The sequence below is a fragment of the Halobacterium wangiae genome, from assembly GCF_021249345.1.
GTDB classification, from domain to species: Archaea; Halobacteriota; Halobacteria; order Halobacteriales; family Halobacteriaceae; genus Halobacterium; species Halobacterium wangiae.
This window is the reverse complement of sequence record NZ_CP089588.1, coordinates 2186294-2199997: the sequence shown is the minus strand read 5'-3', so window position 1 is coordinate 2199997 and position 13704 is coordinate 2186294. Positions and strand designations below refer to the sequence as shown.

Here is a 13704-nt window from a genome sequence, read left to right as displayed (position 1 = left end):
CTTAGTCGTCCCGGAGCGTCGCCGCGAGCGTCTCGAGGCCGTCGAGCAGTCGGGGACTCGGCTGGTTGAGCAGGCTGTCGTCGACGACGTGGACGTCGGCGTCCAGGCCCCAGCGGGCGGCGGGGTCCGCGTCCACCCGCTCTCCCTTCCCGCAGACGTGGACGACGGCGTGGCCGGGGTCGGCGTGTTCGACGGTGTCCCCGTCGATCTCTCGGGAGCGCTCGCCGGCGTCGACGAACGGGTAGCGGCCGCCGGCAGCCTCGACCACGTCGGGCACCCAGTTGCCCGCCGCCATCGGCGGGTCCGACCACTCCTCGCAGTAGACCACGGGCCCGTCGTCGGGAGCGTCGCGACGGACTGCCGCGACGCGCTCGCGGCTCTCGGCCTCGAGTCGCTCGCCGGCGTCGGGGAGTCCGACGGCCGCCCCGATCTCGGTGAACGACGCGAGTACCTCGTCGAGCGTCGACGGTTCGACGTGGGCAACGTCGAAGCCGCGGTCGCAGAGTTCGTCCCGGATATCGCGCTGGAGGTCGTCGCTCGTCAGGACGACGTCGGGGTCGTAGTCGGCGACGCGGTCGTAGTCCGGGTTGAGCCACCCACCGACCACCGGCGCCTCCACACGGCAATATGTCGTGACGCCGACCAATCTGTCGGCGCCGTCGAGTGCGGCGACCGTTGCGGTGGCGCTCGGCGCGAGCGAGACGACGTGCATGAACGACCGTTCGGGTTGCGTGGTAAAAGTTGACGTGTTCTGGCGATTTCGGACGCCACGTCTCCGGAACCATTAAGTGAGCTTTGGGCTAACGAGTTGTCCACGACTCATCCGGTTTTCCGGGGGATGTACGCCACATGACAGACACACGCCTGCGTTCCCGAGAGCGGGAGCGCACAGACGAGACGGAGACGACGGACGGCTGCCCAGAGTGCGACGGGCTGGTCGTCGAGGACGAGGAGCACGGCGAGTCGGTCTGCGCGGACTGCGGCCTCGTGGTCGAGGAGGACGGCATCGACCGCGGGCCGGAGTGGCGCGCGTTCGACTCCAAGGAGAAAGACCAGAAGTCCCGCGTCGGCGCGCCGACGACGAACACGATGCACGACAAGGGACTGTCCACGAACATCGACTGGCGCGACAAGGACGCGTACGGCAACTCCCTGTCGAGCAACCAGCGCCAGAAGATGCAGCGCCTGCGCAAGTGGAACGAGCGCTTCCGCACCCGCGACGCCAAGGAGCGCAACCTCAAGCAGGCACTCGGCGAGATCGACCGCATGGCGTCCGCCCAGGGCCTCCCGGACAGCGTCCGCGAGACGGCGTCGGTCATCTACCGCCGCGCGCTCGAAGAGGACCTGCTGCCGGGTCGTTCCATCGAGGGCGTCGCCACCTCCTGTGTCTACGCCGCCGCGCGCCAGGCCGGCGTGCCCCGCAGCCTCGACGAGATCGCGGACGTGAGCCGCGTCGAGAAGGCCGAGATCGCGCGCACCTACCGCTACGTCATCCGCGAACTCGGCCTGGAGGTCGCGCCCGCGGACCCCGAGAGCTACGTGCCGCGGTTCGCGTCCTCGCTGGAGCTCTCCGACGAGGCCTCCCACCGCGCCCGCGAACTCCTGAAGACGGCCAAGGACAAGGGCGTCCACTCCGGCAAGTCGCCGGTCGGCCTCGCCGCGGCCGCCGTCTACGCCGCCGCGCTGCTCACCAACGAGAAGACGACGCAGGCGAAGGTCTCGGAGGTCGCGGACATCTCCGAGGTCACCATCCGCAACCGCTACCACGAACTCCTCGAGGCCGAAGAGACGATTCCGGTCTAGAGAGGTTTTTCCCGCTGGCCACGAGTGTGGGCGGTATGGACTTCAGTGACTTCGTGCTCGCGGCGAGCGTCTCGGACCTCGCCGACGAGGCGGCGGCCCGCGAGCAGGCGGACGCCGTCGAGTTCCGCATGGACCTGGCGAGCGACCCGCTTGAGGCGCTCGACGACTACGACGGCGAACTCCCGCTCATCGCCACCAACCGACCCGAGTGGGAGGGCGGCGAGGCCGAGGACTCGGGCCGCATCGACGCACTCTCCGAGGCCGCACGCATGGACTGCGTGGACGCCGTCGACATCGAACTCGCCGCGCTCACCGACGACGGCGCGGAGGCGCTCGCCGCCGCCCGTTCGACGGAGACCACGACGATCGTCTCCGCCCATGACTTCGAGGGGACGCCGGAGCTCTCGGACCTCGCGGAGACGCTCGGCGAGGCGTGCTCGCTCGGCGACGTCGGGAAACTCGCGGTCACCGCCGAGGACCGGGGTGACGCACTCGACCTGCTGCGAGTGACTCACGAGTACAGCGCGGCTGGCATGACCGTCGCGACGATGGCGATGGGGGAGGCGGGGCGTCACACGCGCGCCGTCGCGCCGCTGTACGGGTCGAGAATCGGCTACGCGCCGGTCGACGCCGCGGACGCGACGGCGCCCGGACAGTACGACGCCGCGACGCTCCGCGAACTCGTCGCAGACCTCCAGTAGTTCGGTGGGTTTAGGAGTACGGGGTGCCGAGGTGAGGTAACTGTGGTCAACCGACGTGGCGTCCTCGCGGCCGTGCTCGGCCTCGTCTACCCCGGGTTAGGACACGTCTACCTCCGGCGGTGGCTGCGAGCGCTGGCGTGGTTCGTGCTCGCCGCCGCTACCGCCGCGCTCGTCGTCCCACCCTCGGCCTTCGAGGCGTTCGACGCCAACGGCGTCGAGGGCCTCCTCGAGGCCAGCGAGAGCTTCGGGCTCGAAGTGACGCTGAGCCTGCTCGCGGTGCGCGCGCTGAACGTCGCCGACGCCTACCTCGTCGCCGTCCGGGACGCCGCCGCGAAGGCGGCCGCCGAGGCGATGGCGGGCGAGGCGGCGGCCGAGAACTGTCCGAACTGCGGCGGCGAACTCGACGCGGAACTCGACTTCTGTCCGTGGTGTACGATGCGCTTCGAACGGGAGAGTCCCGAGGACGCGACTGTCGAGTAGGTACCGGTAGTTGCTAGCGCGATTTCTTTGTTTGGTTGGCCGTCTGAAATTGAAACACCAGATTGCGACGTGATTGTGCGAACAATCTGACTGAGGGGTTGGATGAGGGAGTGATACACGCAAAGGGTGTGGCAGACGCTCCCCGTGATTATTCCGCCGGAAACACTATGGAGTACATTGAGAATGAAGCTGATGTGACAGTATAGTATGGGTTATCGATATAGGGGCCTGGTACTGATCGGCTGTTTGTTCCTCGTCTCGGTGACGGCCGGTTGTTCGATGCCTGGGGATACAAATCGAACCACCGAGCCAGTAGACAGAGGAGGAGCCCTCCGGGTGGTGCCCGTCTCTGACGCACCGGAAAACGCGACTGTTATCCCGTCTTCTGAGGTGCAGGACACAGATGCAGGTATTCTCCAGTCAGAACTGCGGAATGCATCTGAATCAGGAGAGCGGACTGGCCGAGTCCTGTCGTCAGACGAAGTGTCGACGTTGGCAGACCAATTTGGGGGTCGTGAGCTATACAACGGTTCCGACGGTCCTATCGGCTATTATGTCCGATTCGAGGGCGACATTTACAGTGTCCTCCTTCTTGAGGATCAATGAACTACTGCTCGCTCCGAATTAGTATCGAGCGTCTGTTTCATCCTCGACTCTGAACATAGAAACCGCAGTGGCAACTACTGTTACTGCTCGATGATGCGCTCCTCTATGGCCTCCCCGAAGTGCCGCCCGCCCTCCTCCAGGTAGACCAGAACTTCGTCGCCGGCTTCGAGGTCGGTGACGGCCGTCCGGCCCTCACGTGTGGAGACCTTGATGGTCTCGGCGTTCTGGAGCAGCGTCTCGATGCGGTCGCCGGCCTCCGTCTCGACCTCCACGCGGAACATCGGGCGCTTCTCGATCTTCGCACGACCGACGACCGCGGCCCGGGTACGGCCGTCGCGGTCGACGACCTGTACCTCGTCGCCGCTGGTGAGTTCCGCGAGGTACTTCGTGCCGCCGTCGGGCGTGCGGACGTAGGCGTGGACGGCGCCCGCGTTGACGCGGAACGGCCGCGAGGCGACGTACGGCGACTCCGCCGTCTCCGCGTGGACGAAGAACAGACCGCGTGACATCGACCCGACGAGCATCCCCTCGTCGTCCTCCATCAGGCTCCCGGTGTCGACGCAGACGCGGTCCGCACTCCCCGCCTCCTCGACGGCCGTGACCGTCGCCCACGACATGTCGAGTTGCTCGCGTTCGGCGGCGTCGCGAGCGGCGACGGTGCGCCGGATGGCGTCCGGGTCGTCGCTGTCGAGGAGGACGGCGTCCGCGCCGATGTCCAGCGTCTCGAAGGCCGTCTCGGCCTCCTCGGCGGACTCGACGCCCGCGACGAGCGTCGTCTCCTCGCCGATGCGCGCGATGAGGTTCTCCAGCGGGATGATCGTCCAGTCCTTCCCCACGACGAGCGTGTACTCGGCGTCCTCGGCGGCGGCCTCCGCGAACGACTCGTACTCCTCGCCGAGGATGTGGACGTAGCCCGCGTCGGCGTTCCCGCGGCGGAGCGCCGAGAGGTCCGCGCTCCCGGAGAAGTCGGTGGGGAGGTCGACGGTGCCGTCGCCCTCGCCACCCTTCCCGACGACCCACGCGTCGGGTTCGGCGTCCTCGTTCGGGTCGGCCTCGTCGATGACGTCCACGTCGTCCGCCCGGAACGCCGCCACGTTAACGGCGCCGAGTTCGCGGACCCGCTCGACGTCGTCCTCGTCGACCAGCACCCAGTCCACGCCGGACTCCAGACCGGCGGTGATGCGTCGCTTCCGGGTCTCCCAGTCGCCGACCGCGTCGTCGGCCTTCAGCCAGACGGACCGTGTCATTGGCGGAAGGAGACGGCACGCGGCCTTCAACGTACCGGAGGGGACCGGTCTTGCGAGACGCCCTGCTGTTTGACTACACGAGCCAACACTTTTGGTGTTGGGTTCGTCTAGCCAACACCAGCGCGATGCCGAATCCAGACCGAAAGCGACCAGCGACGGACCTGCTCGCCGCGCTCGCCGACCACGGCGAGGTGCCGGTCGACCCAAGCGACGGCCACGCCGAGTCCAACGGAGTTGACCTCGACACACCGGAGGGCCGCCTCGACTTCGAGGTGTACCCCATCGAGGATTACGGCGCCGACCACGAGCGCCACGACCCCGACGCGGGCGTCTACGTCAACCGTTGGTTCTTCGACGGCTACACCGTCCTCCACGTCCACGACGTCGACGACGACGGCCACTCGCTGCTCGTCCGCGACCAGACGCCCGACGAGCGCGCGATGGAACTCGCCGACCACAGAATCCCGGAGCGCCGCGCGGAGGTCGTCGCGCTCCGCGAGCAGGGACTCAGCTACAGCGAGATCGTCGAGGCGACCGGCGACCGCGGCCCGAACTACCGCGGCGACGTCTCGAAACACCTCCAGAAGTTCAACCAGCAGGTCGGCCAGGCGAGGTGGCTCGTCGAGAACGCCGACTCGCTGGATCTCGGCAACTGACGATGACCGACACGAATCCCTCCCCGGAGACCCTCGAATTGCTCCCTGAACTGACGCAGGCGACCGTCTCCCCCGACGGCCGCCGAGTGGCGTTCTACTACGACGCCACCGGCCGGAACGAGGTCCACGTCCTCGACCTGGAGACCGGCGACTGCGAGCAGTACACCGACGGCGAGGCGCCGGCGAGCAACCTCTGGCCCCTCGCGTGGACGGCCGACGGCGAGCGCGTCCTCTACCACCACGACGACAGCGACGGCGGCGAGCGCCGCGACGTGTACACCGTCGACGCGACCGGCGAGACGGAGCCAGTCGTCGAGACGGACGGCACCACGACCATCCGCGCAGTCGGGCCTGACGGCGAGACGCTGCTCGTCAGGTCGAACCACGAGGGCGACATGGACGCCTACCTCCACGACCTGGCGTCCGGCGACCGCACGCGGTTGACCGACGCCGGCTACCCGGTCTGGCGGCCGATCCTCTCCACCGACGCCACGCGGGTCGCCTACCCTGGCAACGACACGGGCGACCCCGACAACCGCGACGTGCATGTCTGCAACACCGACGGTGAGGTAGAGCGCGTCGTCGAACTCGGCGAGCGCGGGTCCACGTCGTCCCCGAAAGACTGGGGACCGGACGACCAGCAACTGCTCGTCTCGGACGACGCGACGGGCGTCACGCGCTGCGGCGTCTACGACCTCGCGGCCGACGACGTGCAGTGGTTCGGCAACGCCGACTACGTCGAGGAGCCCCAGTTCTTCCTGCCCGACGGCGAGCGGTTCGTCGCTACGCGGAAACGGGCCGCCACCACCACGCCAGTCGTCTACGACGTCGAGAGCGGCGAGGGGCGCGAACTCGACCTGCCCGACGGCGTCGCTCGCTTCGGTCGTCGCGCGACCCGCGTCGTCGACGACGACCGCATCCTCGTCGTGTACACGACGCCGACCCGGCGGCCGGAACTGCTCGTCTACGACCTCGCGACCGACGAGTACGAGCCGGTGTTCGAGCGCGACTACGGGCCCTACGAGCCAGCCGACTTCGTCGAACCCGTCTACGAGACGGTCGCCTCGGACGGGACTCCGGAGACGCCCGCCAGGGCGGTCGAACACGACCCGTACGAGACGTTCGACGTCGGGACGCTGTTCTACGACGCCGGCGCGCGGCCCTCACCGCTGGTCGTCTTCCCGCACGGCGGCCCGCACCTCTCGAACCGCCGGGCGTTCGACTCGCGCGCCCAGTACCTCTGCCAGTGCGGGTACGCGGTGCTCCAGGTGAACTACCGCGGCTCCAGTGGCCGGGGTCGTGCGTTCTCCCGGGCGCTGCACGGTGACTGGGGCGGCGCCGAGCAGGGCGACGTCGCCACCGCCGTCGAGCACGTCCTCGCCGAGTACGACTGGCTGGACGAGGACCGTGTCGCCGTCTACGGTGGCTCCTTCGGCGGGTTCTCGGCGCTCTGGCAGCTACTGCAGTACCCCGACCTGTACGCCGCGGGCGCCGGCGTCGTCGCCATGACCGACCTCCCGGACATGTACGAGAACACGGTGCCGCAGTTCCGCTCGGGGTTCCTCCAGACACACCTCGGCACGCCCGACGAGAACCCCGATCTCTACCGCGAGCGCAGTCCCGTCACCCACGCCGGCAACCTCAACGCGCCGCTACTGCTAGTCCACGGTACGAACGACCCGAGAGTCCCCGTCTCGCAGGCTCGCAACTTCCGCGACGCTCTACTGGAACGGGGGTACGACCAGGGCGAGGGCGCGGCCTTCGAGTACCGCGAACTCGACGGGAGCGGCCACTTCGGCGCGAACGCCGACGAGGAGTCGCCGCTCGCGCTACTGACGGACTTCCTCGACCGTCGGCTCTGAGAAGAGACCGGAGTGAATCAGGCTTCGACCGGGAGGCCAGCGACGCGGAGCGCCTCCTCGGGGGTGGCGTCGTCGTGGACGACGGCCGCGACGGCACTCGCCATCGCGCCCGGGTCCTCGTGCTGGAAGACGGTGCGACCCATCGAGACGCCGGCGCCGCCCGCGTCCATCGCCCCCCGGATGTTCCGGAGCGTCGCACGGTCCCCCTTCGGGCTGCCGCCCGCGATGATGACCGGCTTGCTGGTGGACTCCACCACGCGCTCGAAGCTCTCGCTGTCTCCGGAGTAGGCGGTCTTCACGACGTCCGCGCCGACCTCCTCGGCGAGGCGGACGGCGTGCCCGAGGTTCTCGGCGTCGTGCTCGTCGACGCCCGGGCCGCGCGCGTACGCCATCGCCAGCACGGGCATTCCGAGTCGTTCGGCGTCGTCGCAGACCTCCGCGAGTTGCGTGATCTGGTCGGGTTCGTGCTCGCTGCCGACGTTGATGTGGAAGGAGACGGCGTCGGCGCCAGCGCGCACGGCCTCCTCGACGGTGCCCGTGAGGCGCTTGTCGTTGGCGTCCGGGCCGATGGTCGTCGAGCCGTTCAGGTGGACGATGTAGCCCGCGTCGTTCTTGTTGGGGTGGACGCGCGGCGCGATTCCCTTCTGTGTGAGGACGGCGTCGGCGCCGCCCTTCGTCACCGCGTCGATGGTCGATTCGATGTCGACGAGCCCGTCTACTGCGCCGAGTGTGAGCCCGTGGTCCATCGGGATCGTGACGAAGCGGCCGTCACGACCGATCCGGTCTAGCCTCGCTGTGTTCCCAGCTGCTGTCATTGGTAGTGAGTAGCAAACGGTCCGCTATTTGCGTTCCGGTTCCGGCACTGCATCGAGTGCACCCTGCTTCAGTTCGCGCGCCAGCGCCTCGATGCGGTCGGCCACCTCGGCCGTCGGTCGGTCATCCGCTACACCCTCCGCGACGATGTCCACGTAGGCGCTCCCGACGACGACGCCGTCGGCGCCACTCGCGACTATCTCGCGGGCCTGCTCGCCCGACGAGATGCCGAACCCGACGGCCTTCGGGAGGTCGGCGTCCCGGAGGCGTTCGAGCGACGCGGGCGTGTCGTCGCTGACCTCGTCGCGGGCGCCCGTCGTACCGAGGCGCCCCTGCACGTAGACGAACCCCGTCGTCCGGTCGAGCAGTCGCTCCAGGCGCTCGGGCGTCGTCGTCGGTGCGACGATGAACACCAGGTCGAGGCCGTGCTCGCGACAGGCCTCGTAAAGCGGGCCGGACTCGTCGACCGGGAGGTCCGGCACCACGAACCCCGAGATGCCCGCCTCCGCAGCGGCTTCGACGAACGCTTCCGGTCCGGGTTCGGGACCGAACTGGTAGATGAGGTTGTAGTACGTCATGCAGACGACCGGCACGTCGATGTCCAGGTCGCGTACCAGGTCGAGATACGCCTCCGGCGTCATCCCGGCGTCGAGCGCGCGCTTGATGGCCTGCTGGATGGTCCGGCCCTCCGCGACCGGTTCGGAGAACGGGAGGCCGAGTTCGATTACGTCGCTGCCGCCCTCGACGAGCGCCTCGACGTACGCCTTGCTCGCCGCCGCGCTCGGGTCGCCCGCCGCGACGTAGGAGACGAGCGCGGGGCCGTCCTCGAACGCCGCCCGGAGGTCGCTGCGAGTCACTCCTCGAACACCTCCATCGTCGGCGCGGTGTCGAGGTCGCGGGCCGTCGACTCCTCGATTACCGTGTCGAGGTCCTTGTCACCACGCCCGGAGACGTTGACGACGACGGGGCCGTCGCCCTCGTACGCTTCCAGGTAGGCCACGGCGTGACTGGATTCGAGCGCGGGGATAATGCCCTCCTCCCGGGAGAGTCGGTGGAACGCTTCGAGCGCCGCGTCGTCGTCGACGTTCACCGGCGTCACGCGTCCCGTGTCCACGAGGTGGGCGAGTTCCGGGCCGACGCCCGCGTAGTCCAGACCAGCCGAGATAGAGTGGGACTCGACGATCTGACCCTCACCGGTCTGGAGGAGTTTGGTGCGGGCGCCGTGGAGCACGCCCTCGGTCCCCGTCGAGAGGCTCGCCGAGTTCGGCGCGTAGCCCGCGTCGGCGTCCACGTCGAGGCTGGAGCCGCCCGCCTCCACGGCGAGCAAGTCGACGTCGGGTGCGGGCTCCTGGGCTCCCTCCGGCGCCCCCGCGAGTTCGGCGCTCCCGACGAACGAGGCGAACGCGCCCATCGTGTTCGACCCGCCGCCCGCGCACGCGATCACGGCCTCCGGGAGTTCGCCGAGCTGGTCGCGGCTCTGGGCGCGCAGTTCCTCGCCGACGACCGACTGGAAGTCCCGGACCATCGCGGGGAACGGGTGGGGGCCGACGACGCTCCCGATGACGTAGTGGGTGTCCTCGACGTTCGTCGCCCAGTCGCGCATCGTCTCGTTGATGGCCTCTTTGAGCGTCCCCGACCCGACGTCCACCGGATTGACCTCGGCGTCGTGGATGCGCATCCGGAAGACGTTCGGCCGCTGGCGGTTCACGTCCGTCCGGCCCATGTATATCTCGCAGGGCACGTCGAGGTACGCGCAGGCCATCGCGGTCGCGGTGCCGTGCTGGCCGGCGCCCGTCTCCGCGACGATGCGCTCTTTGCCCATGTACTTCGCGAGCAGCACCTGCCCTAGCGCGTTGTTCAGTTTGTGCGCGCCGCCGTGGAGCAGGTCCTCGCGCTTGAGGTAGACGTCGAACCCGTAGCGCTCCGAGAGGTTCGCCGCGTACGACAGCGGCGTCGGCCGGCCGCCGAACTCCCGGAGACGACTCCGGAGGTCGTCGACGAAGCCGTCCTCGTTGTCGAGCACGTAGCGCTCGTAGGCGTCCGTGAGTTCTTCGACGGCGGGCATCAGCACCTCCGGGACGTACTGACCGCCGTAGTCGCCGAACTTCCCCTCTGTCCCGTCGTCTGCTGGCTGTTCTCGGCTCATGCGTTCACGATCCGTCGCGTCTGCTCGGTCACGGTCCCGTCTTCGGCGCCGTCCATGATGGCGCTTCCGACGAGCAGTCCGTCCGCTCCTGCCTCGCGCATCCGCCGGACGTCCGCGGGCGTCGAGACGCCGCTCTCGGCGAGTAGCGTGACTGCCTCGGGCGCGCGCGGTGCGACTCGCTCGAACGTCCCGAGGTCGACGGTGAGTTCCGCGAGGTCGCGGTTGTTGACGCCGACCAGCGTCGCGCCCGCGTCGACGGCGCGTTCGAGTTCCGCGAGGTCGTGGACCTCCACGAGCACCTGGAAGCCGCGCTCGCGGGCCGCGTCCAGCATCGTGGAGAGGTCGTCGTCGAGGAACCGCGCGATGAGCAGTACGACGTCGGCTTCGACGGCGTCGAGTTGCGACTCGCGAAGCAGGAAGTCCTTCCGGAGGACGGGCACGTCGACGGCCGCTCGGACGGCCGCCAGGTCGTCCGTGGTCCCGCCGAAGTGTTCGGGTTCGGTGAGCACCGAGATGGCGGCCGCGCCGCCGGCGACCATCTCGCGAGCGAGCGCGGCGGGGTCGCCGCTCCGCTCGCCCTCGGTCGTCGGACTCGTCGGCTTCACCTCGGCGATCGTCGGGACGCGCCCGTCCGCCTCCGCCGCGGCGAACGCGTCCGGCAGCGACCGCGGCGCGACGGACACCCGGCCGCTGGGCAAGTCGCGCTCCCGGGCGGCGTCGAGGATGGAGCGCACCGCGGGCGCCAACTCCGCTGTCTCGTTCATTGTTGTTCATTGATGGCCTAGTCTGTACATAAGACTTGTGTCGCGTGGCGAACGTACAAGGACGCGAGGGCCCAGGAGTGGACTATGGCCGCGGCCGGCATCTACGCCCACGAATCGGCGTTCCTCGACTGCTACGTACAGCTCGGCGTCGCGGGCGACCGCGTCGTCAGCGTCTCCTTCCCCGAGGAACCCCCGGAGGACGCGCGCGACGACCACCCGCTGTTCGACCGCGTCGACGCCTACCTCGACGGCGCAGCGGACGACTTCGACGACGTCGCGGTCGGACTCACCGTCCCCACCGACCAGCGTGGCGTCCTCGAAGCGGTTCGGAGCGTCCCGTACGGCGACCGCATCACCGTCGACACGCTGTTGACGATGGTGCCGGGTCGCGACCCGGACAGCGAGGAGGACCGCCAGCTCGCACGCACTGCACTCGCGGAGAACCCGGTGCCGCTGTTCGTCCCCGACCACCGCGTCCGGAACGCCCCCAGCGGCGCACCCGACCGGGTGCTCCGCCGACTACGCGACCTCGAGTCCTGAGTCAGTCCGCGTGGACGACGAACTCCACGGCGTTCATGACGTAGTGGGCGACGAACACGACGAGTAGACTCCCCGTCGTCACGTAGACGGCGGCGAGAACCAGCCCCAGCAGGGTCGTGACGAAGACGCCCACCCAGCCCTGCGCGGTGTGGGCCGCGCCGAACGCGACGCTGGACAGAACGCCCAGCAGCCACGGCGACAGGCCGAATCCAGTCGAGAGCGCGCCAATCAGTACGCCGCGGAACAGTAGCTCCTCGAAGCCAGCGACGACGGGGAGCGCGACGAACAACAACAGCAGCCAGCCCGCGAGCGTCGTCGGCGTGAGCGCCTCGCGCAGGGAGTCGTCGTAGCCCAGTCCGACCGCGTCGAAGACCCGCATCAGCGCCTCGTTCGCGACGGCGAACGCGAGACCAGTCCCAACGCCGACTGCCAGGAGTTCGATCGACCACGCCAGCCCGAGCGAGTCCGCTGGAACCCCGGTCAGCCAGCCCACGACGAGGAGCATCGCTGCTAGCGTCACCTGCGAGGCAGTCGTGTTCACGAGCAGTTCCGTCGACGTGAGGTCGGTCGCGTCCTCGTCGAACAGCGCCGCGGACAGTCGCGTGAGTACCACGAGCACCGCGGTCAGCGCGAGCGCGACCACGGCGAACGGGACCCAGTAGGTCGCCATCGAGACCACCCACGCGGGACACCGACAGAAAACTGGCGGTCAGTCCACCTCGGCCGCGCCGGCAGGCGAGGTCGCGCCCGCACCGTCACTCGTCCGAACTGGCGAGACGGCGAGCCACAGCAGGCCGCCGAGTCCGGCGATCACGACGCCAGCGGCCGCGAGGAACCGGAACGGACCGAGCAGTTCGACCAGCGGCCCGCTCACGAGATTCGCCGTCCCCGACGCGAGCGACAGCACCATCGACGCCCCCGACAGCACTGTCGCCCGGCCGACGTCGGTGAGGCGGTCGTTGAGGTACTGGTCGCGAAGCGGGCGCACGACCTTCTGCACGCTCCGGTTGAGGAAGAACACCGGCAGGACGAGCACCGGCAGGAGGGCGACGGTCGCGTAGGCGAGCCCGTAGACGGGGATCAGCAGGGCGAAGACGCGCCGGGTTCCCAGGGTGTCCCGGAACCAGCCCGCGGTCGAGGCGGCGCCCGCGGAGACGAGTTTGAACCCCGCGAACAACAGTCCGAGCGCCGCCACCGGGACGCCGACCTGCTCGGCGATGGGCGACTCGTAGGGCCGTGTCACCGCGAACAGCACGTGGAACAGCGCGACGTACGCGACCACCCAGCGAACCTCCGGTCGCCCGACCTGCACGCGGAGCGTGTGAAGCGCGTCCCGGACCCGGAACACGTCCGCGTCGGCGGGGGCGTCGCCGTCGCCCGACACCGCCGGTAGCGACAGTACGAGCGGGACCCCGAGGGCCGAGAGCGCGGCGTTCGCGAGCAGCGGCACCTCCCAGCCGTACGTGACGAGCACGCCCGCTGCGGCGGCCGTCACTGCCGAGACGAGCAGCACGACGGTGCTCCCGCGCCCGCTGACCCGCGCGTACGCCTCGTCCTCGCCGCGCGACTGGAGGAGTTCGTACAGCCAGGCCTGCTCAGTCCCGGAGCGGAACGCCCAGCCCACGGCCCAGACGACGTAGAGGATGACGTACTCGGCGGGCGTGTCGAGGAAGACGAAGACGCCGAGTGCGCCCGCCGACAGCGCGTTCCCCACCGCGAGGCTCGCGCGCCGACCGATGCGGTCGCCGAGGTAGCCGGTGGGAATCTCGGCAGCCAGTAGCGCGAACGCGAAGACGCCCTGCGTGAGGCCGACGACCGCGTAACCGAACTCCCGCTGGAGGTAGAGCAGCCCCACGGGGAGGTAGAACCCGTACGCCGTCGTCGCGAGGTAAGTGTAGTAGCGCCAGACGACGCGGCGAGACTCCGGCATCGAGTACGGCTACGAAGGTGTCGCTAAAAGCCGTTCCCGAGAACCAGTTTTAGTAGACAATACGTCACGTTAGCAGAAGTGACGGTCCGGCTGACGGGAGCGGTGCTGAGAGTCCGAGCACTCTCACCGCGAGCGACCGAAGTGAGCGAGCGGGCC

At 69.1% G+C, this 13704-nt stretch carries 14 protein-coding genes; 6 read left to right on the top strand and 8 right to left on the bottom strand.

Going from position 1 to position 13704, the window contains the following annotated elements; genetic code table 11:
* Position 1: 1 nt before the first annotated feature.
* Complete coding sequence (locus tag LT965_RS11535; protein ID WP_232700950.1) at positions 2 to 712, bottom strand: cobalamin-binding protein; 711 nt, start codon at positions 710 to 712, stop codon at positions 2 to 4.
* A gap of 137 nt (positions 713 to 849) precedes the next feature.
* Here LT965_RS11535 and LT965_RS11530 point away from each other — a divergent pair, with 137 nt between their 5' ends.
* Genes LT965_RS11530 through LT965_RS11520 form a run of 3 tightly spaced genes read left to right on the top strand, consistent with a single transcriptional unit; the run spans position 850 to position 2984 of the window.
* Positions 850 to 1803, top strand: coding sequence for a transcription initiation factor IIB (locus LT965_RS11530; protein ID WP_232700949.1), 954 nt, complete (start codon positions 850 to 852; stop codon positions 1801 to 1803).
* Positions 1804 to 1838: 35 nt separating this feature from the next.
* Complete coding sequence (locus tag LT965_RS11525; protein WP_232700948.1) at positions 1839 to 2504, top strand: type I 3-dehydroquinate dehydratase; 666 nt, start codon at positions 1839 to 1841, stop codon at positions 2502 to 2504.
* Positions 2505 to 2546: 42 nt separating this feature from the next.
* A complete protein-coding gene (locus tag LT965_RS11520) occupies positions 2547 to 2984 on the top strand; it encodes a DUF7575 domain-containing protein (protein WP_232700947.1) in 438 nt (145 codons plus the stop codon).
* A gap of 686 nt (positions 2985 to 3670) precedes the next feature.
* Here the strand turns inward: LT965_RS11520 and LT965_RS11515 are convergent.
* Complete coding sequence (locus tag LT965_RS11515; protein ID WP_232700946.1) at positions 3671 to 4837, bottom strand: 3-dehydroquinate synthase II; 1167 nt, start codon at positions 4835 to 4837, stop codon at positions 3671 to 3673.
* Positions 4838 to 4962: 125 nt separating this feature from the next.
* Between LT965_RS11515 and LT965_RS11510 the strand changes: the two genes are divergently transcribed.
* Together LT965_RS11510 and LT965_RS11505 are read left to right on the top strand one after the other, a co-directional pair.
* Complete coding sequence (locus tag LT965_RS11510; protein ID WP_232700945.1) at positions 4963 to 5493, top strand: hypothetical protein; 531 nt, start codon at positions 4963 to 4965, stop codon at positions 5491 to 5493.
* A gap of 2 nt (positions 5494 to 5495) precedes the next feature.
* Positions 5496 to 7355, top strand: a complete 1860-nt coding sequence (locus LT965_RS11505; RefSeq protein ID WP_232700944.1) for a S9 family peptidase — start codon at positions 5496 to 5498, stop codon at positions 7353 to 7355.
* Positions 7356 to 7372: 17 nt separating this feature from the next.
* Here LT965_RS11505 and LT965_RS11500 read toward each other — a convergent pair whose 3' ends face one another.
* Genes LT965_RS11500 through trpC form a run of 4 tightly spaced genes read right to left on the bottom strand, consistent with a single transcriptional unit; the run spans position 7373 to position 11078 of the window.
* Positions 7373 to 8170 carry a 2-amino-3,7-dideoxy-D-threo-hept-6-ulosonate synthase gene (locus LT965_RS11500; protein WP_232700943.1) on the bottom strand — a complete coding sequence of 266 codons (798 nt, stop codon included), beginning with the start codon at positions 8168 to 8170 and terminating at the stop codon, positions 7373 to 7375.
* A 24-nt stretch (positions 8171 to 8194) separates the two neighbouring features.
* On the bottom strand, positions 8195 to 9025 hold the full coding sequence (trpA, locus tag LT965_RS11495; RefSeq protein WP_232700942.1) for a tryptophan synthase subunit alpha: 831 nt from the start codon (positions 9023 to 9025) through the stop codon (positions 8195 to 8197).
* Positions 9022 to 10314: a tryptophan synthase subunit beta gene (gene trpB, locus LT965_RS11490; RefSeq protein ID WP_232700941.1), complete on the bottom strand. Its 1293-nt coding sequence runs from the start codon at positions 10312 to 10314 to the stop codon at positions 9022 to 9024. The genes trpA and trpB overlap by 4 nt, the downstream gene beginning before the upstream one ends.
* Positions 10311 to 11078 carry an indole-3-glycerol phosphate synthase gene (trpC, locus tag LT965_RS11485; protein WP_232700940.1) on the bottom strand — a complete coding sequence of 256 codons (768 nt, stop codon included), beginning with the start codon at positions 11076 to 11078 and terminating at the stop codon, positions 10311 to 10313. Before trpC ends, trpB begins: the two co-directional genes overlap by 4 nt.
* A gap of 84 nt (positions 11079 to 11162) precedes the next feature.
* Between trpC and LT965_RS11480 the strand changes: the two genes are divergently transcribed.
* Positions 11163 to 11618 (top strand): MGMT family protein, encoded by a 456-nt coding sequence (locus tag LT965_RS11480; protein WP_232700939.1) that lies wholly within the window; start codon positions 11163 to 11165, stop codon positions 11616 to 11618.
* 1 nt (position 11619) lies between these two features.
* Here the strand turns inward: LT965_RS11480 and LT965_RS11475 are convergent, their stop codons facing one another.
* A complete protein-coding gene (locus LT965_RS11475; protein ID WP_232700938.1) occupies positions 11620 to 12288 on the bottom strand; it encodes a CPBP family intramembrane glutamic endopeptidase in 669 nt (222 codons plus the stop codon).
* Positions 12289 to 12327: 39 nt separating this feature from the next.
* On the bottom strand, positions 12328 to 13548 hold the full coding sequence (locus LT965_RS11470; RefSeq protein WP_232700937.1) for an MFS transporter: 1221 nt from the start codon (positions 13546 to 13548) through the stop codon (positions 12328 to 12330).
* Between the last annotated feature and the right edge of the window lie 156 nt (positions 13549 to 13704).

Excerpts from the sequence above, each read along its gene's own strand:
- LT965_RS11535 (WP_232700950.1), bottom strand. The coding sequence starts at position 712 with ATGCACGTCGTCTCGCTCGCGCCGAGCGCCACCGCAACGGTCGCCGCA.
- LT965_RS11530 (WP_232700949.1), top strand. The coding sequence starts at position 850 with ATGACAGACACACGCCTGCGTTCCCGAGAGCGGGAGCGCACAGACGAG.
- LT965_RS11525 (WP_232700948.1), top strand. The coding sequence starts at position 1,839 with ATGGACTTCAGTGACTTCGTGCTCGCGGCGAGCGTCTCGGACCTCGCC.
- LT965_RS11515 (WP_232700946.1), bottom strand. The coding sequence starts at position 4,837 with ATGACACGGTCCGTCTGGCTGAAGGCCGACGACGCGGTCGGCGACTGG.
- LT965_RS11510 (WP_232700945.1), top strand. The coding sequence starts at position 4,963 with ATGCCGAATCCAGACCGAAAGCGACCAGCGACGGACCTGCTCGCCGCG.
- LT965_RS11505 (WP_232700944.1), top strand. The coding sequence starts at position 5,496 with ATGACCGACACGAATCCCTCCCCGGAGACCCTCGAATTGCTCCCTGAA.
- LT965_RS11500 (WP_232700943.1), bottom strand. The coding sequence starts at position 8,170 with ATGACAGCAGCTGGGAACACAGCGAGGCTAGACCGGATCGGTCGTGAC.
- trpB (WP_232700941.1), bottom strand. The coding sequence starts at position 10,314 with ATGAGCCGAGAACAGCCAGCAGACGACGGGACAGAGGGGAAGTTCGGC.
- trpC (WP_232700940.1), bottom strand. The coding sequence starts at position 11,078 with ATGAACGAGACAGCGGAGTTGGCGCCCGCGGTGCGCTCCATCCTCGAC.
- LT965_RS11480 (WP_232700939.1), top strand. The coding sequence starts at position 11,163 with ATGGCCGCGGCCGGCATCTACGCCCACGAATCGGCGTTCCTCGACTGC.
- LT965_RS11475 (WP_232700938.1), bottom strand. The coding sequence starts at position 12,288 with ATGGCGACCTACTGGGTCCCGTTCGCCGTGGTCGCGCTCGCGCTGACC.
- LT965_RS11470 (WP_232700937.1), bottom strand. The coding sequence starts at position 13,548 with ATGCCGGAGTCTCGCCGCGTCGTCTGGCGCTACTACACTTACCTCGCG.